Source organism: Devosia nitrariae, from assembly GCF_030160115.1.
GTDB lineage: Bacteria > Pseudomonadota > Alphaproteobacteria > Rhizobiales > Devosiaceae > Devosia > Devosia nitrariae.
In genome coordinates this window covers 103,450-129,153 of sequence record NZ_BSNS01000002.1, presented here as the reverse complement: position 1 = coordinate 129,153, position 25,704 = coordinate 103,450, and the positions used below count along the sequence as shown (strand labels likewise).

General features: G+C 65.3%; 23 protein-coding genes and 1 riboswitch. Of the genes, 16 read left to right on the top strand and 7 right to left on the bottom strand.

Annotated features, from left to right (window positions below):
* Positions 1-39: 39 nt before the first annotated feature.
* From QQK18_RS01260 to QQK18_RS01250, 3 genes are all read left to right on the top strand, one after another.
* Positions 40-1,257: an EAL domain-containing protein gene (locus tag QQK18_RS01260; protein WP_284338460.1), complete on the top strand. Its 1,218-nt coding sequence runs from the start codon at positions 40-42 to the stop codon at positions 1,255-1,257.
* A 75-nt stretch (positions 1,258-1,332) separates the two neighbouring features.
* Positions 1,333-2,190 carry a TIGR01459 family HAD-type hydrolase gene (locus tag QQK18_RS01255; protein WP_284338459.1) on the top strand — a complete coding sequence of 286 codons (858 nt, stop codon included), beginning with the start codon at positions 1,333-1,335 and terminating at the stop codon, positions 2,188-2,190.
* A 185-nt stretch (positions 2,191-2,375) separates the two neighbouring features.
* Positions 2,376-3,350, top strand: a complete 975-nt coding sequence (locus QQK18_RS01250) for a bifunctional riboflavin kinase/FAD synthetase (protein WP_284338458.1) — start codon at positions 2,376-2,378, stop codon at positions 3,348-3,350.
* Here QQK18_RS01250 and QQK18_RS01245 read toward each other — a convergent pair.
* The gene (locus tag QQK18_RS01245; RefSeq protein ID WP_284338457.1) at positions 3,347-3,946 is read right to left on the bottom strand and encodes a hypothetical protein; all 600 of its coding nucleotides are present in this window, start codon (positions 3,944-3,946) and stop codon (positions 3,347-3,349) included. The two genes, QQK18_RS01250 and QQK18_RS01245, sit on opposite strands and share 4 nt — an antisense overlap.
* A gap of 177 nt (positions 3,947-4,123) precedes the next feature.
* On the opposite strand from QQK18_RS01245, the gene ileS reads away from it, so the two are divergent.
* The 5 genes from ileS (at position 4,124) to rsmD (ending at position 10,927) form a co-directional block, all read left to right on the top strand.
* The gene (ileS, locus tag QQK18_RS01240) at positions 4,124-7,111 is read left to right on the top strand and encodes an isoleucine--tRNA ligase (RefSeq protein WP_284338456.1); all 2,988 of its coding nucleotides are present in this window, start codon (positions 4,124-4,126) and stop codon (positions 7,109-7,111) included.
* 204 nt (positions 7,112-7,315) lie between these two features.
* Positions 7,316-7,885, top strand: a complete 570-nt coding sequence (gene lspA / locus QQK18_RS01235; protein WP_284338455.1) for a signal peptidase II — start codon at positions 7,316-7,318, stop codon at positions 7,883-7,885.
* A 112-nt stretch (positions 7,886-7,997) separates the two neighbouring features.
* Positions 7,998-8,672, top strand: a complete 675-nt coding sequence (locus tag QQK18_RS01230) for a hypothetical protein (protein WP_284338454.1) — start codon at positions 7,998-8,000, stop codon at positions 8,670-8,672.
* A 140-nt stretch (positions 8,673-8,812) separates the two neighbouring features.
* Positions 8,813-10,351: a pseudouridine synthase gene (locus tag QQK18_RS01225; RefSeq protein ID WP_284338453.1), complete on the top strand. Its 1,539-nt coding sequence runs from the start codon at positions 8,813-8,815 to the stop codon at positions 10,349-10,351.
* Positions 10,352-10,357: 6 nt separating this feature from the next.
* Positions 10,358-10,927, top strand: coding sequence for a 16S rRNA (guanine(966)-N(2))-methyltransferase RsmD (rsmD, locus tag QQK18_RS01220; RefSeq protein WP_284338452.1), 570 nt, complete (start codon positions 10,358-10,360; stop codon positions 10,925-10,927).
* Positions 10,928-10,934: 7 nt separating this feature from the next.
* On the opposite strand, the gene QQK18_RS01215 is transcribed toward rsmD, so the two are convergent.
* The 3 genes from QQK18_RS01215 to znuC are packed head-to-tail and all read right to left on the bottom strand — an operon-like array spanning position 10,935 to position 12,976.
* A complete protein-coding gene (locus tag QQK18_RS01215; protein ID WP_284338451.1) occupies positions 10,935-11,351 on the bottom strand; it encodes a Fur family transcriptional regulator in 417 nt (138 codons plus the stop codon).
* Complete coding sequence (locus QQK18_RS01210; protein WP_284338450.1) at positions 11,344-12,159, bottom strand: metal ABC transporter permease; 816 nt, start codon at positions 12,157-12,159, stop codon at positions 11,344-11,346. The genes QQK18_RS01215 and QQK18_RS01210 overlap by 8 nt, the downstream gene beginning before the upstream one ends.
* The gene (gene znuC / locus QQK18_RS01205; RefSeq protein ID WP_284338449.1) at positions 12,152-12,976 is read right to left on the bottom strand and encodes a zinc ABC transporter ATP-binding protein ZnuC; all 825 of its coding nucleotides are present in this window, start codon (positions 12,974-12,976) and stop codon (positions 12,152-12,154) included. Before znuC ends, QQK18_RS01210 begins: the two co-directional genes overlap by 8 nt.
* A 128-nt stretch (positions 12,977-13,104) precedes the next feature.
* Between znuC and QQK18_RS01200 the strand changes: the two genes are divergently transcribed.
* From QQK18_RS01200 to zigA, 3 genes are read left to right on the top strand one after another with little or no spacing between them, the layout of a single operon-like run.
* Complete coding sequence (locus QQK18_RS01200; protein ID WP_284338448.1) at positions 13,105-14,076, top strand: zinc ABC transporter substrate-binding protein; 972 nt, start codon at positions 13,105-13,107, stop codon at positions 14,074-14,076.
* A gap of 2 nt (positions 14,077-14,078) precedes the next feature.
* Positions 14,079-14,969: an NAD(P)/FAD-dependent oxidoreductase gene (locus QQK18_RS01195; RefSeq protein ID WP_284338447.1), complete on the top strand. Its 891-nt coding sequence runs from the start codon at positions 14,079-14,081 to the stop codon at positions 14,967-14,969.
* Between the two features lie 7 nt (positions 14,970-14,976).
* Positions 14,977-16,170 carry a zinc metallochaperone GTPase ZigA gene (gene zigA, locus QQK18_RS01190; protein ID WP_284338446.1) on the top strand — a complete coding sequence of 398 codons (1,194 nt, stop codon included), beginning with the start codon at positions 14,977-14,979 and terminating at the stop codon, positions 16,168-16,170.
* A gap of 94 nt (positions 16,171-16,264) precedes the next feature.
* On the opposite strand, the gene QQK18_RS01185 is transcribed toward zigA, so the two are convergent.
* From QQK18_RS01185 to QQK18_RS01175, 3 genes are all read right to left on the bottom strand, one after another.
* Complete coding sequence (locus QQK18_RS01185; RefSeq protein ID WP_284338445.1) at positions 16,265-17,194, bottom strand: metallophosphoesterase; 930 nt, start codon at positions 17,192-17,194, stop codon at positions 16,265-16,267.
* Positions 17,195-17,372: 178 nt separating this feature from the next.
* Entirely contained in the window at positions 17,373-17,729 is a 357-nt protein-coding gene (locus QQK18_RS01180) for a DMT family protein (protein WP_284338444.1), read from the bottom strand.
* 145 nt (positions 17,730-17,874) lie between these two features.
* Positions 17,875-18,129, bottom strand: coding sequence for a DUF2164 domain-containing protein (locus QQK18_RS01175; protein WP_284338443.1), 255 nt, complete (start codon positions 18,127-18,129; stop codon positions 17,875-17,877).
* A 58-nt stretch (positions 18,130-18,187) separates the two neighbouring features.
* Positions 18,188-18,416, top strand: a riboswitch (cobalamin riboswitch).
* Positions 18,417-18,458: 42 nt separating this feature from the next.
* Between QQK18_RS01175 and QQK18_RS01170 the strand changes: the two genes are divergently transcribed.
* From QQK18_RS01170 to cobN, 5 genes are all read left to right on the top strand, one after another.
* Positions 18,459-18,647, top strand: a complete 189-nt coding sequence (locus tag QQK18_RS01170; RefSeq protein ID WP_284338442.1) for a CbtB domain-containing protein — start codon at positions 18,459-18,461, stop codon at positions 18,645-18,647.
* Between the two features lie 79 nt (positions 18,648-18,726).
* Positions 18,727-19,452: a CbtA family protein gene (locus tag QQK18_RS01165; protein ID WP_284338441.1), complete on the top strand. Its 726-nt coding sequence runs from the start codon at positions 18,727-18,729 to the stop codon at positions 19,450-19,452.
* Positions 19,449-20,507, top strand: a complete 1,059-nt coding sequence (gene cobW, locus QQK18_RS01160) for a cobalamin biosynthesis protein CobW (protein ID WP_284338440.1) — start codon at positions 19,449-19,451, stop codon at positions 20,505-20,507. The genes QQK18_RS01165 and cobW overlap by 4 nt, the downstream gene beginning before the upstream one ends.
* Before the next feature lie 108 nt (positions 20,508-20,615).
* Positions 20,616-21,650: an endonuclease/exonuclease/phosphatase family protein gene (locus QQK18_RS01155; RefSeq protein WP_284338439.1), complete on the top strand. Its 1,035-nt coding sequence runs from the start codon at positions 20,616-20,618 to the stop codon at positions 21,648-21,650.
* Positions 21,651-21,764: 114 nt separating this feature from the next.
* Complete coding sequence (gene cobN, locus QQK18_RS01150; RefSeq protein ID WP_284338438.1) at positions 21,765-25,688, top strand: cobaltochelatase subunit CobN; 3,924 nt, start codon at positions 21,765-21,767, stop codon at positions 25,686-25,688.
* Positions 25,689-25,704 lie beyond the last annotated feature (16 nt).

The window sequence follows — 25,704 nt, the reverse complement described above, 5'->3', positions numbered from 1 at the left end:
CCGAATCTTTCGTTCGGCGCGTGGGGCTTGAATATCGTCGTGCAGGTTATTGTTTACACCTTTGTCGTGCTGGCAGCGCTCGGCGTTGGAGCGACCGCCTATTTCGGGCTGGCCTTCAGCCCCGTCGAAGCGGGGCTTGCAGCCTTTGTCTTTGCCGGTCTCGGCATTCTTTCGATCGAGCGGACCCTGCGCCGCCGCGCTGAGGCTCGGCTGGAAAAGGCCATCGAAGATCTTTCGCGGCTTTTGGCCACCGATGCGCAGGCGGGCGCGGTCTTGAGCCAGCGCGTCAACCAACTCGCCGATCAGGATGCCGGCAAACGTCTCCAGGTCGTCGAAGCCGACATCTCGGTGCTCGGCACCGTCATCCGGCAGGTGGCCGAGGCCGTTGCCGAAATCGAAGAGCAGCGCACACCCTCCGCCAGTCGGCCCGCTCCGCGCGAAGCTGCGCCCGCGCCTGAAGAGATCGAGCCGACCATCCCCCCCGATGCCGTGCGCCGTGCGCTCGCCGACGATCGGCTCGCCGTCCATGTCCAGCCTGTCCTCACCCTGCCGCAGCGTCGCGTTCACGGCTATGACCTGGTGCCGCGCCTCATGCTGGATGGCGGGGAAGTGGCCGAGCCGCAGGACTTCCTGCCACGCAATGGCGGCGAGGACATTCGGCGACAGGTCGACGGCGCATCGCTCCTCGAGGCCATCGCTATCGCACGGCGTGCCCGCTCCGCCGGCCAGACGGTCGTGCTCTTCGTGCCGCTCTCGCGCGCGACCCTCGCTGACCGCATGAGCCGCGAGCAACACCTGTCGTCTTTGGAAGCCAATCGCACCATCGCTCAAAGCGTCGTCTTCCTCCTCGCCGATACCGACTGGCAGGCGCTGAACGAAGCCGAGCGCATCGGCGCGGGCCAGTTGGTCCGGGTTGGGGCGACGTTCGCCCTGGGCGCGGTGCGCTCACTGCGCTCTGATATTGCCGCTCTGGTAGGGCAGGGCGTGCGCGCGTTGCGGGTCGATGCCGGCACTTTCCTCTCGGATCCGCAAGCCTTGACCGATTTCCATATCTCGGACGTGGCAAGTTACCTCGCCCGCTTCGGCGTCGATCTCGTCGTCACCGGCGTTGGCGCAGAAGAGCAGATCCTTGAGCTCATCGAGGATGGCGTGGACCTTGCCCAGGGCCCGCACCTCGCCCGGCCCGAGCCGGCGCGGTCCGACCTTGCCTCCGAGCGTCCGCGCGCCATCGGGCAGTTGCGGCGCGCCGAGGGATAGCGCAACCTGCCGGACCCGGCCTGGCCGAACTTTGCACCGCCTGCGCCCTCCGTCTCCTTGCTTTCAGGATTCCCCATGCCTTCGATCATTTCCGGCTTAGCTGATCTTGCCCCGCAGTATGACGCCGTGCTCTCTGACGTCTGGGGCGTCATGCACAACGGCGTCGAGGCGTTTCCGCCAGCTTGCGAGGCTCTGGTCGAATACCGCAAGGCCGGCGGCAAGGTGGTCTTCATTACCAACGCGCCTCGCCCCTCGCCGCCGATTGTTGCCATGCTCGACCGACTGGGGGTTCCTCGTGAGGCGTACGATGCGATCGTCTCCTCGGGTGATGCCACCCGCACCATGATTGCCCGCTACGCCGGCAAGGTCGTCCATCACGTCGGTCCGCCCACCGAGGACGATGCTCTCTATGAGGGCCTCGATGTCAACCGTGGCTCGGCCGATGACGCCGCCGTGGTCGTCGTCACCGACCTCGACAGCGACGACGACACTCCCGAGATGTATCGCCAACGCGCCGAGTTCTGGCTCTCCCGCAGGTTGAAGATGATCTGCGCCAATCCGGATCGGGTGGTCGAGCACGGCGACAAGATCATCTATTGCGGCGGTGCGCTCGGCGATCTTTACGCGGCCATGGGCGGCATGGTGCTGATGGCCGGCAAGCCGTACCAGCCGATCTACGAGCAAGCCTATCGCCTCGCGCAGGAAGCTGCCGGTCACCCGATCGACAAGTCGCGGGTGCTCGCCATAGGCGACAGCGTCAGGACCGACGCCACGGGGGCTGCCCAGTTCGGAGTCGACCTCCTCTTCATTACCGGCTCCATCCACGCCGCCGAGCTCGATGCCTTCGGCAATCCTGACCCGGACGCCATCGCCGAGCTCGTTGAGCCGAGCCGCGCCAACATGGTGGGTTTTCTGCCCCGGCTGGTCTGGTAGCAGCCGCTCGACCATTGGCAACGTGCGAAAAGGTGGGTACCGGCTTTTCGCAAGAAACGTTGCAACAACAAACAACTTGAGCCGGCGCTTTGACTTCATCAGAGCGCATAAGGCTCAAGGCTTGCAAACCGCAACCGGCCGTTGCAGTTTCCCGGTTCCTTACGGCCATGAGGACTTGTCCCCCGTTGACCGATTTCCACTATCTTTCCGGCCTTGACCACGTGCCCGGCGAAATCCGCGGCGCCATGCTTGCCATCGGCAATTTCGACGGCTTCCACCGCGGCCATCAATATGTGCTGGAAACCCTGAAGGCCCGCGCCGCTGAGCGCGGCGTGCCGGCGCTGGTCATGACCTTCGAGCCGCATCCGCGAGATGTTTTCGCGCCCACTCCATTCATGTTCCGCCTAACGGCCGGCAACGCCAAGGCGCGGCTCGCCGAGGCGATGGGGCTCGACGGCATCATTGTCATGCCCTTTACCCCCGAGTTCTCCCAGAACGAGGCCGAGGACTTCGTTTCGCGCTTCTTGATCGAAGCCTTGGCAACGAGCGGCGTCATCATTGGCGCCGATTTCCATTTCGGTCGCCAGCGGCGGGGCACCCCCGCGTTCCTCAAGGCCGAAGGCGAACGCCTCGGCTTTTCAGTCGAGACTCTCGACCTGCTCGATGAGGGGGATGAGGTCATCTCGTCGTCGCGTATCCGTGCCGCCCTTTCGGAAGGGGCGGTCGCTGCCGCCAACCGGCTGCTGGGCTACCACTGGTTCTTCGAGGGGTGCGTTATCGAGGGGGACCGCCGGGGCAGGGAACTCGGCTATCCGACCGCCAACACGCTTACCGATGTCGGCTTCAGTCTCGCCCAGGGCGTCTACGCCGTGCGCGCCCGCGTCGGCGAACGCCTCTTCGATGGCGTCGCCGCCTATGGCAAGCCGATGTTCAACAACCAGCGCCCGCCCTTCGAGACGCACCTCTTCGATTTCGACGAGGACATCTACGGCCACATCATCACGGTCGCCATCGTCGCCCATATCCGGGGCCAGGAGGTGTTCTCCGGCCTCGACGAGCTCATTGCCGCCATGGATCGCGACAGCCGCAAGGCACGCGCGCTACTGGCAGCGGCTCGGCCGATTTCGGACCTCGACGGGAAGCTGGGCTTCTTCGGCTAAAACCGCCAGCGCATGCCGACCGAAGTGGCGTTGTGTCCGTCGCCCATGCTGCCGATCAGTCCCCAGCCGCCCGATCGGTGCTGCACGCGCATGAAAGCTTCCAAATTGGGCTGACTGTCGAGCGAAAGGCCGATTTCGGGAGCCACATAAAAGAGCAGGTGCGGGTTCGCCCCGGGGGCCACCCGCTCGGTTTCGATGCCGATGGTGTTGGTGATGGCCGACATGCCGGCTGTCAGCGACGCCGAGATGTGTACCTGCCCGATCGATATGGCGTCGAATCGTCCGACAAGCCCGGCCCAGGCCTCACCCCGCACGTCCTCTCCAAAGCCGACCGTAGCGCCCGCTTCCCAGCCAAACCGCAGCCAGTCCGGCCCCAGATAGAAACGCTGATAGCCGCCACCGATGAGGAAGTTGTCCTCATAGTCGACGCCGAAGGGACCGAGCGGATTGAGCTGATCCTCCAAGTGCTCGCTGTAGAAGCGCCCGGCGAAGACAAATGCCGCCTCATCGACCGCCTCCTGCGCGATTGCAGGCGCCAGGCTCAGCGAGATGCCGATGACGAGGGTGCCGACCAGGACGAGAACGGATTTGCGCAAGACCATAGCCTCCACAATGCTTTGTGAAAGCGTTATGGTTTCCGTTCGGTTAATATTGCCCATTGCCCGCCCCCAGGACCCACCCCGCGTTTGCCAGCTTACGCGATTCCCCCTTTGCCCCGGGAGCCCTCGCTTGCTACAAGGCCGCCAATTCCTCCGGACAGATAAGCCGCCCCGATGAACGATACCGCCGTGAGCGAGACCGAGACCGACTATTCGGCGACGCTCTTTTTGCCGCAAACCGATTTTCCCATGCGCGCTGGGCTGCCCGGCCGCGAGCCGAACTGGCTCGAACGCTGGGAAAGGATGGACATCTATGCACGCCAGCGCGAGGACGCCAAGGACCGGCCGCTCTTCACCCTCCACGACGGCCCGCCCTACGCCAACGGCAACATTCACATCGGCCATGCGCTGAACAAGGTCCTCAAGGACCTCGTCTCGAGGTCGATGCAGATGCTCGGCTACAACTCTGCCTATGTGCCAGGCTGGGACTGCCACGGCCTGCCCATCGAATGGAAGATCGAAGAGCAGTACCGCGCCAGGGGTAAGGATAAGAACGACGTCCCTGTCGTCGAATTCCGTCAGGAGTGCCGGCGCTTTGCCGAAGAGTGGGTCGACGTGCAACGCGCCGAATTCAAGCGCCTGGGCGTGATCGGCGAGTGGGACAATCCCTATCTCACCATGAGCTTCGACGCCGAAGCCCAGATCGCGCGCGAGCTGATGAAGGTTGCCATGTCCGGCCAGCTCTATCGCGGATCCAAGCCCGTGATGTGGAGTGTGGTCGAGCGCACGGCGCTCGCCGAGGCCGAGATCGAGTACCAGGACTACGAGTCCGATGCGATCTGGGTGAAGTTCCCGGTCATCGCGGGACAGAGTGCCGGCGGGGGGGCCTCAGTTGTCATCTGGACGACCACCCCATGGACCATCCCGGGCAACCGTGCCGTCAGCTATTCCGGGAAGGTCGAATACGGCCTCTATGAGGTCACCCAGGCTCCAGAGGGCAACTGGGCCAAGATCGGCGACAAGCTGATCCTGGCCGACAAACTTGCCGCCGAGGTTTTCGCCAAGGCCAAGGTCGAGGCCTATGCGAAGCTGCGAGCGGTGTCGTCCGATGAGCTTGCCGGCACCACCTGCTCACATCCGCTCAAGGGCCTCGCTGGCGGCTACGCGTTCGCTGTGCCCCTGCTCGATGGCGAGCACGTCACCGACGATGCCGGCACCGGCTTCGTCCACACCGCACCGAGCCACGGCCTCGAGGATTTCGAGGTGTGGACGGAAAACGGCCGGAACCTTGCCCAGCGCGGCATCGACACCGCTATCCCCGTTCCCGTCGCCGGCGACGGCTTTTACACCGCCGATGCTCCCGGGTTCGAGGGCGCGCGCATCATCGACGATTCCGGCAAGAAAGGCGATGCCAACCAGCGCGTCATCACCGCGCTTGCCGAGCGCGGAGCAATGGTCGCGCGCGGCCGCATCAAGCACCAGTACCCGCACTCCTGGCGCTCCAAGAAGCCCGTCATCTACCGCAACACGCCGCAATGGTTCGTCTATATGGACAAGCCGCTGGGCGGAAAGCTGGCCGATGGCAGCGACATGGATACGCGAAGGCAGGAGGCCATCGCCCGCTATGGCGAGGACTCTCTGAGGTCGAGGGCCTTGCTGGCGATCGAAGAAACCCGCTTCTACCCCATCGCCGGGCAGAATCGCCTGCGCGCCATGATGCAGGATCGGCCAGACTGGGTGCTCTCGCGCCAGCGCGCCTGGGGCGTGCCGATCACGGTGTTCGTCGACAAGAAGACTGGCGAGGTCCTCAAGGACGAGACGGTCAACCATCGCATCGCCCAGGCCTTCGAGGAGGAGGGTGCCGACGCCTGGTACAAGGAGGGTGCCGCCGCGCGCTTCCTCGGCCCTGACCGCGATCCTTCTGACTACGAGATGGTCACGGACGTCCTCGACGTCTGGTTCGACTCGGGCTCGACACATTCGTTCGTCCTGCGCAACAAGCAGAAATGGCCGCACCTGAAGTTTCCGGCCTCGATGTATCTCGAAGGCTCGGACCAGCACCGCGGCTGGTTCCACTCCTCGCTCCTCGAGAGTTGCGCCACCAACGGCTTTGCGCCCTATGACAGCGTTTTGACCCACGGCTTCACCATGGATGGTGAAGGCCGCAAGATGAGCAAGTCACTCGGCAACGTCGTTGCCCCCCAGGAGATCATCAAGCAGTACGGTGCCGATATCCTGCGGCTCTGGGTCGCGTCCTCCGACTATTCGGAAGATCTGCGCCTGGGCAAGGAGACAATCCAGACGACCGTCGACAGCTACAGGAAGCTGAGGAACACCCTGCGCTGGCTATTGGGCAATCTTGCCCACTACGAGGCCAAGGACGCCGTCGACTTCGCCGATATGCCCGAACTCGAGCGCCTGGTTCTCCACCGTCTCGCCGCTCTCGACGAGACGGTGCGCGCGGCCTACAAGGAATACGACTACAAGCGCCTCGTTGCCGCGCTTTCCAATTTCATGAATGTCGAGCTCTCGGCATTCTACTTCGACATCCGCAAGGACGCGCTCTACTGCGATCCGATCTCGTCGGTTCGCCGTCGCGCATCGCTGACCGTCCTCAACCACCTCTTCAATTGCCTCACCGCCTGGCTCGCGCCGGTGCTGGTGTTCACCATGGAAGAGGTCTGGCTGGAGCGGCACAGGGAGGAGGGGACGTCGGTGCACCTGCGCCTCTTCCCTGAGGTTCCGGCCGAATGGCGCAATGATGCGCTGGCCGCCAAATGGGAGAAGGTCAAGGCGGTGCGCCGGGTGATCACAGGCGAGCTCGAGATCGAGCGGCGCAACAAGATCATCGGCTCCTCGCTCGAAGCCGCTCCCACGGTCTTCGTCTCCGATCCGGTGCTTGTCGCGGCCATCGCCGGGATCGACCTGGCCGAGATTGCCATCACTTCGGCAATCACATTCGGCAATGCCCACGCCGCCCCCGTCGACGGCTTTACCTTGCCGGATGTGCCGGGTGTCACCGTGGTCTTCGCGCCGGCACAAGGCCGCCGCTGTGCCCGCTCCTGGAAGATCCTGCCCGAGGTGGGGTCCGATCCGGAATATCCCGACGTGACGCCGCGCGACGCCCAGGCCCTGCGCGAGCGCAAGGCGGCTGGGCTCTGAGGTTGGGTCTGTACCCGTTGACCCGTCACCCTAACCCTCTCCCCAAAGGGGCGAGGGGATGGTCTCCTTGCGGGGTGAGGCACTGTGCTCACCTCGCCCCTCCTGGGAGAGGTCGGCGCGAAGCGCCGGGTGAGGGGGCCTTCGGTATCGCCGCGGCTTCCCCCGTGGCACACTCCTGCCGCAGCAATTCAGAGGCGCGTGATCATGCTTCCCCGCGCGCTTAACCCCTCGGTCCTCATCTCGCTGATGCTTGCGGTCCTTGCCTTCGGGCTCGACCGCGCCCACAAGGCCTTCCAGGTCGCTGCCGATTGCGCAGGCATCGGCATGGGCAGGTGCATCGATATCCCTGCGACCTATGTGCCCTTTTCGATGACCGGCTGGCGCGGCGGCGAGATCGTACGCGTCACCGATTTCTTCGACTATGTGCTGGTGTGGAACACCGGTATCTCCTACGGCCTGCTCGGGGGCCTCCCAGTCTGGACGCTCGGCATCGTCATGGCTGCCGCGATGATCGCGCTCGCCATCTGGTGGTGGCGCGCCGACAGCCTGCTGATCCGGGCCGGTCTCGCTCTGTGCCTTGGCGGGGCGCTGTCCAACGCGCTCGACCGGCTGATTTACGGGGCGGTCGCCGATTTCTTCCATTTCCACTGGGGCCAGTGGTCGTTCTACATCTTCAATCTCGCCGACGTCGCGCTGACCGTCGGTGTCATTCTGCTGCTTCTCGACGTCGTCGGCATAGGCCGGCAGCGCGACGCGGGCGCGCAAGCGCAATGAAACAGCATTTGCATACTGGCTCGGCGTGCCTTGGAACACGATGCCGCCAGAATCTGGCCTTAACGGGCCTGATGCGCTATAAGCGCCGGGTTTTTACTCAAAGGGACGCTTCATGACTGTGGGTATCACCGGGCGAAGGTCGACGGCCAACACCGCGATCCGGTCCGTTCTGGGTCTGGTTCTTGCCACCGCGCTCGCCGCCTGCACCACGGTCGAGGGCACCAATGCATTGACCGATATAGGCACCTTCGAGCGCGAGGTGATGACCTCGACCGTCCAGGGCCTCGGCCTGGTTCCGCAGGGCGCCGACAAGGAGGATCCCAATGCGCGCGCCCCGCTGGTCCTGCCGCGCGACACGTCGGCGCTGCCTCCGCCGACCCAGAGCGCAGCGGCTCAACTGCCCGCCAACAACGCCAATCCGCAGATCGACACCGCCGGTCTTTCCGCAGCCGACATCCAGCGGCTGCGCAACGCGCGCGTCGTCGACCTCAACAGCTATTCCGGCCGTCCGCTGACTGAGGCGGAGGCCAAGGCGCTGACCGCCCGCATGACCTCCGCCGGCATGAACGTCTCGTCCAGCAACGAACGTCCGCTCTATCTGCCGCCCGAGCGCTACTTCACCGTCGTCGGCGGGCGCGACATGGTTTGCCAGGCGCCCGGCGGCCAACTCGTGCCGCTCGATGATCCGCGCTGCCCCGAAGAGATTCGCCGGGCTCTGCGTTCGGCCGGGCCGAAGGTCGCGGGCCCCGGCGGCTTCTCGGCCTCCGAGAAGATGGGCCAGAACTGATCAACCGCGGCGGCGCTCGATAGCCGTCGCGCCTTTTTTTGCGCCGCCCGCCAGAGCGTTTCCAGCAAAAGTGCCACTTTTCCGGTTCGGAAACGCGGTAATTGCTCCAGGGTCCCGCATGTCATGAAAGCGTTTACGCCATGAGCGAAAGCCGCACCGCCCCGCCAGCCGGAGACCGGCTGGCCAAGGTCATCGCCCGTTCCGGGCTCTGCTCGCGCCGCGACGCCGAAAGCTGGATCGCCGCCGGCCGTGTGACTGTCAACGGCAAGAAGGTCATAACCCCCGCCTTCAACGTCACCGAGCGCGACAAGATCGCCGTCGACGGCAAGCCGCTGGCCGAGCGGGCCGGCACCCGCCTCTGGCTCTACCACAAGCCCGTCGGACTAGTCGTCACCGAGAAGGATCCGCAGGGCCGTCCGACCGTGTTCGAGGCGGTCGAGAAGCACGGTCTCCCTCGCGTCGTCAGCGTCGGCCGTCTCGACATCAACACCGAGGGCCTCCTGCTCCTGACAAATGATGGCGGCTTGAAGCGCATTCTCGAGCTGCCCGAGACCGGATGGCTGCGCCGCTATCGTGTTCGCGCCCACGGCAGCGTCACCCAGGCCGAGCTCGACAGGTTGCAGCACGGGATCGAGGTCGAGGGCGTGCGCTATGGCGAGATCGAGGCGACCCTCGAGCGCGAGCAGGGCACAAATATCTGGCTGACACTGGCACTGCGCGAGGGTAAGAACCGTGAAGTCAGGAACGTGCTCGAGGCGCTCGGCCTGACGGTCAACCGCCTCATCCGGGTCAGCTATGGCCCATTCCAGCTCGGCGACATCGAACCGGGTGCCGTCGAGACGGTCAAAGCTCGCGTGCTCAAGGACCAACTCGGCAAGAAGCTTGCAGAGGCGGCCGGTGTCGACTTCGACAGCGAAATGCCCGAGCCTGCCCGCTCGCGCCCGCCCCACGGTCACAAGACGCGTAGCGACCGGACGAGCCTGTCCGGCCGTCCCGAGACCCGCCGCGCTCCGCGCCTGCGTGAGGATGATAATCCGGCTCCGCCCCGCCGCATCCATTTCGATGACGGCGAGAGCGTCGAGTTCCGCGCCAAGCCCGCCGGGCGTGGTGACAGGCCGCGTAGCGACCGTCCCGAACGCGGCGGTGAAAGACCTGCTCGCGGCGACCGGCCAGCACGGCCCCCGGCTGGTCGTCCCGGCCGTCCGCAGCGTGATTTCGGCGAGAAGTCGCGTACGCCCGACGACGCCGGGGAACGCCGGCCCCGCCGCCGCGACGCCGAGACCGGCGGCCAGGCCGATGCCCGCCAGAAGCGTCCCTACCGTTCCGACGGTGCCAGTCCCAGCCGCACGCCTGCCCGTGGCGGTACGCGCAGCGAAGGCCGTTCCGCCCCGCGTTCGGATCGCCCGCGACCTGCCCGGTCTGGATCCGAAGGGGACACCCGTCCTCCGCGCAGGGACCGTCCCAGCTCCGCCCGGCCCGAAGCTGAGGGCGACACTCGTCCACCGCGCACCCCGCGCCCTGCCGGCAGTCGACCGGCCTCCGGTCCATCACGGCGTTCCCCCGGCCGTCCGTCGAGTGGGCCTGGCGGGCGCCCTACGGGCAAACCTGGTGGTCGGCCTTCTGGCAAGCCTGGTGGCCGGCCTTCAGGCGGTCCCGGCAAGCCGCGCGGCCGCAAATAACCGGCGATGCGCATCGTTGCCGGCCGCTTTCGCGGCAAACAGCTCACGACCCCCTCCGACCTTTCGATCCGGCCGACGGCCGACCGCGTGCGCGAGGCGATGTTCAACATCCTTGCAAGCCGCCTTGGCCCGAACTTCGATGGCCTGCGCGTCCTCGATCTCTTTGCCGGCACCGGCGCCCTCGGCCTCGAAGCACTGTCACGCGGCGCCGTCCATGTCACCTTCGTCGACACCGGCGCGGAGGCACGCGGCCTCATCCGCGACCACATCGACGCGTTCGGGGCAGGAGGCATCGCCAAGCTGCTGCGGCGCGATGCGACCGCCCTTGGTCCCGCAGGCTCGATCAAGCCCTTCGACCTCGCCTTCCTCGATCCTCCCTACGGCAGGGGACTTGGCGAGGCGGCCCTGGTTTCGCTGCGCGACGGGAACTGGCTCTCTCCGGGCGCCACCGTCGTCTTCGAGGAATCGAGCGATGCGGTGATCGAATTTCCGGAAGGATTCGAGCTGGAAGACCGCCGCGAGTACGGCGCGGCGGGCGTGCACATCCTGAAGTTCACCCGGCAGGGCAGGCCTTAAGAAGGCGCTAGGCGGCAGCCTTCAAGCACTCGGCGCACTGGCCACGGATTTCCATGGTCGTGCGCTCGGTCTTGAAGCCGGTATTAGCGGCCCAGCCCGAAAGCCGCTCCTCGATCACCTCGTCGGCGAATTCGTCAACCCGCCCGCAACGTTCGCAGATGGCGAAGGCGATGAGGCCCTTGCGGTGGCAGTGAGCGTCGGCGCAGGCAACAAACGCATTGAGCGATTCCAGCCGGTGGGCGAGGCCACGCTCCACCAGCTTGTCGAGCGCCCGGTAGACCTGCAATGGCGCGCGCAGGCCTTCCTCGCGCAGCTTGTCGAGAATGTCATAGGCGCTGAGCGGCGCCGAAGAGCGGTTGAGTGTTCCGAGCACCAGACCCTGGTTGCGCGTCAGATCGCGCGGGGCGTCGTGTGGTTCAGCCATGATGTGCCTTTCTGCCGAAAAGGTATCCGACCGGTACGAGAAGCGAAAGCGCAAAGACGACGAGCGCCATGACCACGATCGACGGCCCCGAGGCGGTGTCCCACGTCAACGAGCCGTAGAGTCCGCCAATGACCGCAACCGCCCCGAGTAGTGCCGCGATCCCGGCCATCATCTCGGGCGTGGCGCTGAGGCGCCGCGCCGTCGCCGCCGGTATGATGAGCAGCGAAGTGATGAGCAGGACGCCCACCAGCTTCATGGCGATGGCGATGACGCTCGCCATCAGGATCATCAGCACGATACGCGCAGCCTCCGGGCGCAGTCCCTCGGCCTCGGCGAGCTCCGGGCTCACCGTCGAGGCGAGCAGCGGCCGCCAGGCGAAGGCGATGACGGCAAGGATCGCCGCGCCCCCCGCATAGATGACGGCGATGTCGGCAACGGAGACGGCGAGGATGTCGCCGAACAGGAACCCCATGAGGTCGATCCGCACCGTCGTCAGGAACCCGACCAGCACCAGGCCGACGGCGAGCGTCGAATGTGAAAGGATGCCGAGCAGCGCATCGGTCGAAAGCGTCGCCTGCCGCTGCAGCACGATCAGCGCCCCGGCAACCAGCGCCGCCACGGCAAACACGCCGAGCGTCACGTTGAGCGAGAGCATGAACGAGAGCGCGACGCCGAGGAGCGCCGAATGCGCCATGGTATCGCCGAAATAGGCCATGCGACGCCACACGACGAAGCAGCCGAGCGGCCCGGTTACGAGGGCCAGGCCGACCCCGGCGACGAGCGCACGGGTGAAGAAGTCGTCAAGCATGCCCAAGTCCTTTGTGAGAATGCCCCTTCGAATGCCCCTCATGCGAAATCTCATGCGAGTGCTCGTGCACATGCACCGAGCCGTCGGCATGGTGCTCGTGATCATGGTGGTGCTGGTAGAACGCCAGCGCGCGCGCGCCACGGTCGCCGAGAAGCTGTTGGTATTCCGGGCTGGACTTGACCGTCTCCGGCGTGCCCCGGCAACAGACGTGCCCGTTGAGGCAGATGACCGTGTCGGTCTCGGCCATCACCACGTGCAGGTCGTGGCTGATCATCAGGATGCCGCAGTTTGTCGTGTCGCGGATTTTGCGGATGAGCTCGTAGAGGGCGAGCTCCCCCGAAAAATCGACGCCTTGCACCGGCTCGTCGAGCACCATCAGATCCGGCTTCCTGATCATGGCGCGGGCAAAGAGCACTCGCTGGAATTCCCCGCCCGAGAGCTCCTGCACCGCCGCATCGATGAGATGCCGCGCGCCCACCGCCTCGAGCGCCGCAGCGATCTCGCTGGCGCTGAAATGCCCGGTCAGCGTCATCAGCCGCTTGACCGTCAGCGGCAGCGTCCAGTCGATCGTCAGCTTCTGCGGCACGTAGCCGATCTTGAGCCCCGCCCGGCGCGTCACCTCACCGCTCGTCGGCTTGATGACGCCCGTCACCACCTTGGCCGTCGTCGACTTGCCCGAGCCGTTGGGGCCGATAAGGGTCACGATCTCGCCGCGCGCGATTGAAAAGCCGATGCCCGAAACGAGCGCACGCGCGCCGCGTCGAACCGCGACGTTTTCAAGGCTGATCAGCGTTTCTTTGGGTGACCTGGCATCCATGTCTGCGTCTTGCCCGGAGTCCTGCAACGGCCGTCTTGACTTCGCTCTACACGTTATAGCATAACGCTGCAACGACGTAATAACATAACACTTCGTTCACTCCCTCCCACACGTCAAGAGGCCTGCCCATGCACCGTTCCCTTCCCCTTGCCCTCGTCACGGCACTCCTGCTCACCGGCACGGCAAACGCTGCGCCGAGTGTGGTGGCGTCCATCAAGCCGGTGCATTCCCTGGTCGCGGCGGTGATGGAAGGCGTCGGTGAGCCGACGCTTCTCGTCAAGGGCAACGCGTCCCCCCACACCTATGCCCTGCGACCGTCCGATGCCGGGGCTCTGCAGAACGCCGATCTCGTCTTCTGGACCGGCCATGGCCTGGAACTGTTTCTGGCCGATGCGCTTGAAACGCTGTCCATCGATGCAACGGTTGTCGAGCTCGCCGAAACGCCCGGCGTTACCCTGCTGCCGGTGCGCGAGGGTGGCGCTTTCGAGGCCCATGAACATGAGGGCGAGGGGCACGACCACGCCCATGAGGAGGAGGGTCACGAGGAGCACGGCCACGATGAGGAGGACGGCCACGAGCACGAAGAGGGTGACATGCACTTCTGGCTCGATCCGCAGAACGCCAAGGCCATGGTCTCGCTCATTGCAGAGACGCTTTCCGAAGCCGATCCTGAAAACGCAAAGGCCTATGCGGCCAACGCAGAGCGCGAGCTCACCGAGCTCGACGCCTTGACCGCCGAGATCGAGGAGACCGTCGCCCCGGTCGCTGACAGGCCGTTCATCGTCTTCCACGACGCCTACCAGTATTTCGAGAACCGTTTCGGCCTGACCGTCGCCGGCTCCATCACCGTCTCGCCCGAGGTCATGCCCGGGGCCCAGCGCATCAACGAGCTGAATGCACGTGTTGCTGAACTCGACGCTGCCTGCGTCTTTGCCGAACCGCAGTTCGAGCCGACGATCATCAGCGCCATCACCGGGGGCACTGGTGCGAGGACCGGCGTGCTCGATCCGGAAGCTGGGCTTTTGACCGAAGGCCCCGATCTCTACCCCGAACTTCTTCGCGGTATTGCCGCGTCCCTCGTCGACTGCCTCGGAGAATGACCATGGATGACGTGATCGTCGTTGGTGGCAGCTTTGCCGGCATCAGCGCCGCCCTCGCTCTTGCCCGCGCTCGCCGCAGGGTGCGCGTGCTCGATACAGGTCTGCCGCGCAACCGCTTCTCGGCTGCCGCCCACAACGTCTTTGCCATGGACGGAACGCCGCCGATCGAGCTCCTGGCCAAGGGCCGCGCCCAACTCGAAGCCTACGAAACCGTGGTCTTCGAGTCTGCCAGGGCCACCACCGTGGCAACGAGCAGTGACGGCTTTACGCTGACACTCGAGAATGGCGAAACCCGTGAGGCGCGCCGCCTCGTCCTCGCCTATGGTGTGGCCGACCAATTCCCGGATCTGCCCGGCTTCCTCGAGTGCTGGGGCAAATCGGTGCTGCATTGCCCTTATTGCCACGGTTACGAGGTTGCCGGCCGCCGCTGGGGCACATTGATCCCGGTTGAGGCCATCGCCCATGCCGTGCCGCTCTATAGCGACTGGACCGGCGATCTGACTGTCTTTGCCGACGGCGCCGAACTCGACGCCGCCGCCCGCGACGCCATTGCCCGTTACAACGCCAGGCTCGTCGCCGAGCCCGTCATCGGCATCGAGCAGATCGACGGCCAGATCCGCGCCGTGCGCACGCAGCGCGGCACCTACGAAGTCGACGCTCTCTTCTCGCCGCGCCAGGTGCTGCCGGCCACCGATCTTGCCGAGCAGCTCGGCTGTGCCCACGAGACAATGGGGCCGGCAACGTTCGTGCGCGTCGACGACAAGCGCCAGACCAGCGTTGCCGGCGTTTACGCCGCCGGCGATCTTGCCCACGCGATGCACAGCGTATCCGCCGCTATCGGCCACGGCACCGCCGCCGGCGCCTTCGCCCATCAGTCGCTGCTTTTCCAATAGGCCAGTCATGTCCGGGAAGCTCCCCGTCACCGTGCTCTCAGGGTTCCTGGGAGCCGGCAAGACCACTCTGCTCAATCACATCCTCAACAATCGCGACGGCCGGCGCGTTGCCGTCATCGTCAACGACATGAGCGAGGTGAACATCGATGCCACCCTCGTGCGCGAGGGTGGAGCTGATCTCTCGCGCACCGATGAGCAGCTCGTTGAACTGTCCAACGGCTGCATCTGCTGCACTCTGCGCGGCGATCTCCTGGCTGAGGTCACCCGCCTCGCCCGCGACGGCCGCTTCGACTACCTCCTCATCGAATCGACCGGCATCTCCGAACCGCTGCCCGTCGCCACGACCTTCGATTTCCGCGACGAAACCGGCTTTTCGCTGGCCGATGTCACCCGCCTCGATACCATGGTCACGGTGGTCGACTGCGCCAATCTTCTCAAGGATTATGCCTCGCAGGATTTCCTGCGCGATCGCGGCGAATCCCTTGGCGAGGAGGACGAGCGGGCACTGGTTGATCTCCTCGTCGATCAGATCGAGTTTGCCGACGTTATCGTTCTCAACAAAGTCTCGACGGCCGCACCGCACGAGCGCGAGGCCGCGCGCAAGATCATCAAGGCGCTCAATCCTGTCGCCCGCATCATCGAAACCGATTTCGCGCAGGTGCCGTTGGAGGCGGTGCTCGATACCGGCCTCTTCAATCTCGAAACGGCGCAGGCCAATCCGCTCTGGTTCAAGGAGCTGAGCGGTTTTACCGACCATGTGCCGGAGACGCTGGAATACGGCATCCGCTCCTTCGTCTACCGTGCTCGCCAGCCGTTCAACCCGCAGCTCTTCAATGCCTTCGTCAACCGGTCCTGGCCAGGTGTCGTCCGCGCAAAGGGCTTCTTCTGGCTCGCCACCCGCCCGTGGCATGTGGGCGAACTAAGCCAGGCCGGCGCCCTGGTGCGCACCGAGCGGCGCGGTCTCTGGTGGGCCGCCGTCCCCGAGCATCGCTGGCCCGACGATCCCGATTGGCGCGCGTCGATGGCGCCCTATCTCGATCCCGTCTGGGGCGATCGTCGCCAGGAGATCGTCTTCATCGGCATCGATCCTATGGACGAGGCGGCCGTGCGCCGCCAGCTCGACGCATGCCTCGTGCCGGCCCGCGTCTACGACCCGGAAAGCTGGTCTCGCCTGCCGGACCCGTTCCCGGGCTGGGGCTGACGACAAAGAAGTCTGGCCGGCGCCTTCGCCCGTTGGTCTCTGCGGCGCAACCACATACGGGAAAGCCACCCGCGCGGCCTTCCCCCATCGGTTTTTAGCCGATGGTGAGGCTGCGGCTTTCCTCAAGGCCGTGCCCGGTGATCTCTAGCCGATCGTCATGGACAGCAATGGTCGCGAACGCGGTCTCGTCCGGCGTTTCCACCATGCCTTTGAAGTTGACGAAGTGCTGGTTGCCGATCGCGCCGTAATTGCCGGCATGGTTGTGTCCGTTGAAATAGGCGACGAAATTGTCGTGGCTTGTCAACAACTCGACGATCTGCTCGCTGTCCCAGAGGTTGTGCATGTTGGCCGGATAGACCGGATAGTGGCCGAGCACGATCACCTTCTCGCCGGCCGCCTTGGCGCTCGCAAGACGCTCTTCCATCCAGGCGAACTGCTCGTCGCTGAGCGACCCGTTCCAGGGCTGCGCATTCTCGGCGCCGGTTTCGGTAAGCTTGGCAAGCCTTTCGGCGGCGATCTCGAGCCGCGGATCGTCGGCCGGCGGAGCGAAGGTTGAAACGTCGTTGCCATCGATCACCAGGAACCGGTAGCCGCCACCGGTGAAATCATAATAGGCCTTCTCCAACCCGATATTGCGCACGACCGAGCGAAGGTAGTCCTGCCCGACCTCGTAGTCGTGGTTGCCAAGGACGAAGAAGTGCGGATGGGCGAGTTGGTCATAGATCGGCAGGATGTCGCTGTAGCTGTCCCAGTGCCGGTCGATGATGTCGCCGAGCGTTGCCACGAACTCCAGCGGCTCCTCGTTTAGTGTCTTCAGCGCCGTATCGAGCTTCCATAGGCTGTTGGCATAATAGCGTGTGCCGCCGGGTCGGGGCGGGAACGGCGCGTATTGCGGATCGGCGATGATGCCGAACTGGAACACGGGCGCCTCCTGGGAAAGGGCCGGCCTTACGGAAAATCCGGCAAACGGGGTCACCAGCGCGGCGGCGCCCGCCGCTTTCAGGAGTGTGCGACGATCGATCATTCTGGCCTCCTCGGTTGGAGCGCTTTCAGCAAAAGTGGATGCCACGTTTGCGGTTCGAAAACGCGATAATTCAACAGCCCAGAGCTCGCGTTCCGATTCATTCGGACGGAAGAGCTCCGGAGGCGGTCAAGCTAATCCGGCACTGTCACGCTGGGGTGACATCGACGTGACAGAGGGATTACTTCAGCGGCCCCTTGAAGACGAAGAACGCGCCGAGCGCGATGAACCCAAAGCCGATGCCGTGGTTGAGGGTGAACTTCTCGCCGAGATAAAAGACGGCAAAGAGAACGAAGACCGAGAGGGAGACGACCTCCTGGATGGTCTTGAGCTCCGCTCCGCTATAGGTGCCGTAACCGATGCGGTTGGCCGGCACCGCCAGCCAGTATTCGACAAAGGCGATCCCCCAGCTGACCAGCACCACGGCCCAAAGTGCCGCATGCGGGAACTTCAGGTGCCCGTACCAGGCGAAGGTCATGAAGACGTTGGAGGCGACGAGCAGGCCGATCGGCGCGAAGGTCGGGACGTTTAAGCCCAATTTTGCACTGGCGAATCACAGGATGGGAGCTGACGCGGAGCTGACCGTCTCTTTGCATTTCTGGCAAGGGAGGACGCGAGGTCTGGAGCGTTTTCAGCAAAAGTGGGCACCGCTTTTGCGGTTCGAAAACGCGACCATCCAGCAACTACCGCACGAAATCCGTCTTCTGCTCGAGCGCGTAGATGGTATCGGTCAGCTCGTCCATCCGCTCCATCAGGATCGCCTGCGAGTCGTAAAGCCCGCGATTGTAGAAATAGGGGCCGATCCGTTCGGCAAAGAAGCGCATCAGCATCTCGGCCGGAATGTCGCCGATCGTCTGGTCCAGCTCCTCGCGGAAATAGTCCTGGATCTCGCCGACCATCGCCTTGGTCTCCTCTCGCGAGAATTCAATCTTCTTCATCGGCTTGATCCTCCACTTGGCGAATTGCCCACAGCATTGACCGGCTCGCTTGCGCGTGCAACATCTGCGGTGTGATGGTTCCTCGGACCCGGCGGGCGAGAGGATCAAAAGGGAACACGGTGAGGCGTACCCATCAGGGACCGATTCCGTGGCTGCCCCCGCAACTGTAAGCGATGCGTCCGCCTCTATTGCCACTGGCCGTGTGCTGGGAAGGTGAGGCAGACATTGCGGACACCGCGTCCGCAGACGTCGCCAGCCAGGAGACCTGCCAGCACGTCGAGCCGGGCCTTGTCGGTCCAATTTGTTCGCGCACGGAGGGTGTCGCCACAATGAATACCACTACCACCACCGCCCAGTCGGGCTTTCAGTCCCTTTCCCTGTCCCAGCGCATCGTCGCAGGGTGCCTGGCCTTGATGCTCGGTCTCGTGCTGCTCGCAGGCACCGGCTTTGCCGGCGACTATCGCCTGCATAACGGCGCCCACGACACCCGCCACGCCATGGGCTTTCCCTGCCACTAGGGCAGGCGGCGCGTGATCGGCAAGGCGAGCATCGCTTTTGGCGTTCGGTCTCGCATCCGGAAACCGGGAAACTGAAACTATGTTCCGCAATCTGTTTCTTGCCGCGGTCCTCGCGGCTCTTTGCGCTGGCCTCGTCATGTCGGCGATCCAGCACTTTCGTGTTACGCCCCTGATCCTCTATGCGGAGACGTTCGAGGGCGAAGGTCACACGCACGGGCAAGGTCACGTCCACGAGGACGGCACCGAGCATACCCATGAAATCACCGAAGGCGATGGTGGCGCCGTCGTCGAGGAGTGGACCCCGCAGGACGGCTTTGAGCGCACCGCCTATACTGTCCTCGCCAACCTTCTCGCCGCCGCCGGCTTCGCCCTGGTGCTGGGCGCCGTCTCGATGTTGGCCAGCATTCCGATCACCTTCGCCAACGGTGTTCTCTGGGGCATTGCCGGCTTCTTCGTCTTCTCGCTGGCGCCGGCCTTCGGGCTTGCGCCCGAGTTGCCGGGCATGCCCGCCGGCGATCTCTTTGCCCGCCAGGTCTGGTGGGTCGGCACCGCCCTTGCCACCGGCGCCGCCGCGCTCCTCCTCGTCAAGACCCGCGCGCCTTGGGCGATCCTAGCCGCGGTCATCCTCGTCGTGCTGCCGCACGTCCTCGGCGCGCCGGCCGTGCCCGACGAGCCTTCAACCGTTCCCGCGCACCTTGCCACCCAGTTCGCCGCCGCGACCCTCGGCACAACGGCAGTGTTCTGGATCATCCTCGGCGCCGTCTTCGGCGGCCTCAACGATCAGTTCTCGCGGAGCCTCTCATGAGCACCAAGATCCCCACGACCGTCATTACCGGCTTCCTCGGCGCCGGCAAGACGACGCTCGTGCGCCATATGCTCTCCCACGCCAAGGGCAAGCGCATCGCCTTGATCATCAATGAGTTCGGCGACATCGGCGTCGACAAGTCGATCCTCGCCGGCTGCGGCGACGAGACCTGCCGCGAGGAGGATATGATCGAGCTCGCCAACGGCTGCATCTGCTGTACCGTTGCCGACGACTTCATCCCCACCATGCAGGCGCTGCTCGAGCGCGAGGATCGGCCCGACCACATCGTCATCGAAACCTCGGGTCTCGCCTTGCCGCAGCCCTTGATCCGCGCCTTCAACTGGCCGCAGATCAAGGCGCAGGTGACCGTCGACGGCGTGGTGACCGTCGTCGATGCCGCCGCTCTTGCCGAAGGGCGTTTCGCCTCCGATGAGGCGGCCGTCGATGCCCAGCGACAGGCGGACGACATGCTCGACCACGAGACCCCCCTGGGCGAGCTGTTCGAGGACCAACTCGTCGCCGCCGATCTCGTCGTCCTCAACAAGACCGATCTCGTCGGCGTCGAAGCACTCGGCCAGGTCGAGAACCGCGTGCGCGCCGAGATGCGTCCGGGCACGGGTATCGTGCGCGCCGCCAACGGCCATGTCGACGTCGCCGCACTTCTCGGGCTCGGCGTCGGCTCCGAGGACGATCTCGAAGGCCGCGAGAGCCACCACGAGCTCGAGCATGACGGGGAAGGCCATGAACACGACGATTTCGACTCGTTCTCGCTGCGCATGCCCAGGATAGCCGGCAAGGATGCCCTGCTGAAAACCATCGAGGAGACGATCCGTACCCACGACGTGCTGCGCCTCAAGGGCTTCGCTGCCATCGACGGGGCTCCGGCGCGCCTCGCCATCCAGGCCGTCGGCCCGCGCCTCACCGCCTATTTCGACCGCCCCTGGGCGGACGGCGAGACTCGTGAGACGGCCCTCGTCGTCATCGGCGAAAGCCCCCTCGACCGGGCGGCGATCACCGCGAGTCTCGAACGGGCGGCGATCGCCGCGGCTGCATAGGGGGAGGGGAGCCAACAGAAGCGGGCGTCGCCGAACCGCAACCCGCCCTTGCTAGGCTTGTATCCGGCGCCGGCTGGCGGCGCCGGTCCTTAACGAGGGGAACACGCAATGGCGCGCACGACCGTCAGTTTCACCACCTGCAACCTCTACAATCTCAACGAGCCCGGCCTGCCCATGTATGGGGCCGCCGGCTGGACGCAGGACCAGTACGAGGCCAAGATCGCCTGGCTCGGCACGGCGCTGAGGCGCATGCATGCCGACGTCTACGGTTTTCAGGAGCTCTGGCACGCAGATTCGCTACAGGCTGCCATCGCGCGGGCGGGCTTGGAGGATACCCACACCGTCCTTGCCCCGGCGGGTCATTCCGGCCAAAGCATCGTCTGTGCCGGCGCGGTACGCAGTGACATGCTCGCCGGCGAGCCGGAATGGATCACCGCCTTTCCCGCCGATTTCGTGCTGCAGAGCCGGGGCGACGATCCGCAGACACCCCAGATCTCCGTCGGCATCACCAGCTTCTCACGCCCTGTGCTGCATTTTGAAATCGAAACCCGCCCGCAGCATCCGCATATCCACGTCTATGTGTGTCACCTGAAATCGAAGCGCCCGACGGACATCTTCCGGGAAGGCTGGTACGTCAGGAACATCCATCAGCGTCATGCCGAGGGGCTGGGCGCGGCGATCTCGACCATCCGTCGCACGGCAGAGGCCGCGGCCCTGCGCATGATCCTCGTCGAGCGCTTGCGCGGGACCGATCAGCCGGCGGTCATACTCGGCGACGTCAACGACGGCACGCTCTCCAATACCGTCAACATCCTCACAGGCCAACCCAACTACCTACTGGGCCTCTCGACCGGCGGCACCGATGCCGGCCTCTATTCCGGCCAGACGCTGCAGCAATACCGCAGCACCCGCGACGTCTATTACACGCACATCTATCAGAACGAGCGTGAATCGCTCGACCATATCCTCGTCAGCCAGGAATTCTACGACAACAGCAGGAAGCGGATCTGGGCCTTCGACGGGCTGGAGATTCTCACCGACCATCTCAACTTCGAGGACCACAAGTCCGCGGGCACCACGGATCACGGCATCGTCCGGGCCAATTTCGAATATCGGCCCGCGCGCACGCCGCAGGACAACTAGAGCGGGATGCGAAAAAAGCCTGTCCCGGACTTGATCCGGGATGGGAAACGGTTTTCGCGAAAAATCCCGCGACAACAAAAAGGTGGAGCGCGCGATTTCGCGCTCTAGGATCTTATGCACTTACTTTCCGCCCAGGCGGGCGCACTGCAGCAGGAGGGCGAGGCCATCGATCTCGCCCAGACCCCGGGCGAGATCGTCTACGCCTCCTCGGCCGACAGCGAGCTGATGATGCTGGCCGCTGCCGCCGACCGTTCGGGCGAAGGGGGCCTGCGCCTCGCCAACCTCATGCGGCTCTCGCATAACCTGTCGGTCGACCTCTGGATCGAGAACACCGTGCGCTACGCCCGCACCGTTGTCCTGCGCCTGACCGGCGGCATCTCCTATTTCCAGTACGGCGTCGACGAACTCATCGCCCGTTGCGGGCAGGCCGACACAGCCCTCGCGCTGATCTCGGGCGATGCCGATCCCGACCCCATCCTCATCGAGCGTTCGACCGTTTCGGCCGAGACTTGGTCGCGCCTCCATGGCCTCATCGTCGCCGGCGGCCCCGACAACGCCGATCGGCTGCTTGCCGCCATGAAACACCTCGCCGCCGGCGAGGACGTCGCAGGGATCGGCATTGAGCCCTTCCCCCGCTTCGGCCTCTGGTACCCGGGCCTCGGCATGACCAATGCGGATGCTCTGGACGTTCGCCACAATGCGCCTCCCTCCCTGTTGAGGGGAGGGGAGCCGAACTACGCCCCCATCCTCTTTTATCGGGCCGCTCTCGAAGGCGCGGGCACCGCCACTGTCGAAGCCCTCATCGCCGCCCTTGAAGCGCGCGGTCTCCGCCCCGTCCCACTCGTCGTCTCTTCCCTCAAGGAGGGTGCGTGTGTGCGCATGGTGCAAGCCGCCTTCGAGCGCTTCCCGCCCGCCGTCATCCTCAACCTCACCGGCTTTGCCGTCGGCATCGAGGCCATCGAGCCCAAGGCCAATCCGTTCGCCGGCGCCGACGCGCCCGTTCTCCAACTCCTGCAAAACGGCCGTCCTCGCCAGGCCTGGCTCGACGACAAGGCGGGTCTCACGCTCAGGGATCTCGCCATGCAGGTGGTCCTGCCCGAGGTCGACGGGCGCTCCGGCATGATACTCGTCGGCCACAAGCATGACGGCGTCTGGCATGACCGCACCCAATGCCCTCTTTCCGCCTACGCCCCGGACGCAGAGGGCATCACCTGCGCCGCCACCCTCGCCGCCAACTGGGCGCGCCTGCGCGCCGCGACCCGCACCGAGCGCCGCATCGGCATCGTGCTTGCAAACTATCCCCTGCGCGACGGCCGCCTCGCCAACGGCGTCGGCTACGACGCACCGCAGTCGACCATCGAGATTTTGAAGGCGCTGCAGCGCGCAGGGTATGACCTCGAACCCTCCCACTCCCCGGATGTCATCCCGACGAAGGCCGGGACCCATCCTGAGATGTCGCAACACGCCGCAAGGTCTACCGACGCGCCACCGATCACCTCTCCCTCAGCGGGAGAGGTCGGCGCGCAGCGCCGGGTGAGGGGGCCTTCGCTAATCCCAGAAGACGGCAACGCGCTGATCAAGCAGCTCCAAGCCGGACCCACTAACGCCGATCCGCAACGCGGTGAGGGTATCCGCTTCCCGCTCGCCCGCTACCGCGAACTCTTCGCCACCTTGCCGGACAAGATCCAATCCGACGTCACCGCCCGCTGGGGCGCTCCGGACGGCGATCCTTTCGTGCGCGATGATGCTTTCCACCTGCCGGCGCTGACCTTCGGCAACGTCGCCATCCTCCTGCAGCCCGCCCGCGGCTATGAGCGCGACGACGCGGCCAACTACCACGATCCGGACCTCGTGCCGCCCCACGCCTATATCGCCGCCTACCTCTGGCTTCGCCACGCCTTCGGTGCCCACGCCCTCATCCACAACGGCAAGCACGGCAACCTTGAATGGTTGCCGGGCAAGTCGGTCGCACTCGATGAAGAGAGCTATCCCGACGCCCTCTGGGGCCAGCTTCCGCACCTCTATCCCTTCATCGTCAACGATCCGGGCGAGGGCATGCAGGCCAAGCGCCGCACCGGTGCCGTCGTCGTCGACCATCTCGTGCCGCCACTGACCCGCGCCGAAACCTACGGTCCCCTAAAGGACCTCGAGGCCTTGCTCGACGAATACTATGCCGCCGCGGGCATGGACCGGCGCCGCCTCGCCGACCTCAAGCGCCGCATCCTCGATTTCACCCGCGACGCGCGGCTCGACGAGGACATCGGCCTTTCTTCCGATCCCGATGCCGCCCTTGTCGAGATCGACGACTTCCTCTGTGACCTCAAGGAAGCGCAGATCCGCGACGGCCTGCACATCCTTGGCCGATCGCCGCAGGGTCATATGGAGCGCGACCTGATCGTCGCTCTCGCCCGCACGCCACGCGGCAGCGACAGCGCCGGCGAAGCCAGCCTCATCCGCGCCCTCGCCGACGACGTCAAGCTCGGTTTCGACCCGTTGACCGCAAAGCTCGGCGACCAGTGGAGGGGGCCGCCACTACCGTTCATCGGCGAACAACCAGCAAGCCTTCGCACTGTCGGGCAGGTCGTCGAAGCCTTGGAAACCCTTGCCGCCGAGCTCGTGGAGGGGCGTGCGCCCGATCCGGACTGGAGCGCAACCGCGGCCGTGCTCGACACCATAGAAACGGTCATCCGACCTCGCCTTGCTGTCTCCGGGTCCAACGAGATCGAAGCCTTGCTCCGAGGTCTCGACGGCAAGTTCGTCAACCCCGGCCCCTCCGGTGCCCCCTCGCGCGGGCGCCTCGACGTGCTGCCGACGGGCCGCAACTTCTACTCCGTCGACAACCGTGCCGTACCCACCCACGCAGCCTGGGAACTCGGCCGCAAATCGGCCGAGAACCTTATTCTGCGCCACTTCCAGGACCACGGCGTCTATCTCACATCCCTCGCGCTTTCCGTCTGGGGCACGGCCAACATGCGCACCGGCGGCGACGATATCGCCCAAGCCCTGGCCCTCATCGGCGCCAAGCCGAAATGGGATCCGACGTCGCTGCGCCTCTCCGGTTATGAAATCATCCCGTTGGCAAGGCTCGGCCGCCCCCGTGTCGACGTCACTCTGCGGATCTCCGGCTTCTTCCGCGACGCCTTCCCGGCCCAGATCGCCCTTTTCGACAAGGCCGCCCGCGCCGTCGGCGCCCTCGACGAACCCGAGGACCAGAACCCGATCGCCGCCCGCATGCGCGCCGAAGCGCTGGGTCTGATGAAGGAGGGCAAGACCGAGGCGGAGGCTGCGCTCCTCGCCGGTCACAGGATTTTCGGCTCGAAGCCGGGGGCCTATGGCGCCGGTCTCCAGGGCCTCATCGACTCCGGCAAGTGGCGCACGAAAGCCGATCTCTCCGAGGCCTTCCTCAACTGGGGTCAATACGCCTACGGCGCCCACGCCGATGGCACACCAGAGCGCGAGCTGTTCAAGGCGCGCCTTTCGCGGATCGAGGCGGTCGTCCACAACCAGGACAATCGCGAGCACGATATCCTGGATTCCGACGACTATTACCAGTTCGAGGGCGGGCTTGTGGCGGCGGCCGAAACCCTGACCGGCCGCTTACCGGCCGCCTACCACAGCGACCATTCCCGTCCTGAGCGCCCGCTCACCCGCACGCTCGAGGAAGAGGTCGCCCGCGTCATGCGCGCCCGCGTCGTCAATCCCAAATGGATCGCTGGCATGATGCGCCACGGCTACAAGGGCGCCTTCGAGATCATCGCCACCGTCGACTACATGTTCGCCTTCGCTGCCACCACCGGCGCGGTCAAGCCCCACCACTTTGACCTCGCCTTCGAGGCGTTCGTCGAAAACGAAACGGTGCGCGGTTTCCTCGAGGCGAACAACCGTTTCGGCTACGACGAACTGATCGCCAGGTTCAATGAGGCCCGCGAGCGCGGCCTCTGGACGCCGCGCTCCAATTCGGCCTATGCCCTTCTGGCGGGGGAAGCGGCAGATCCTGAACGTCGACCACCCCAACCGGCTCGACCTCGACGCCACTGACCTGCCGCCTGAAGCG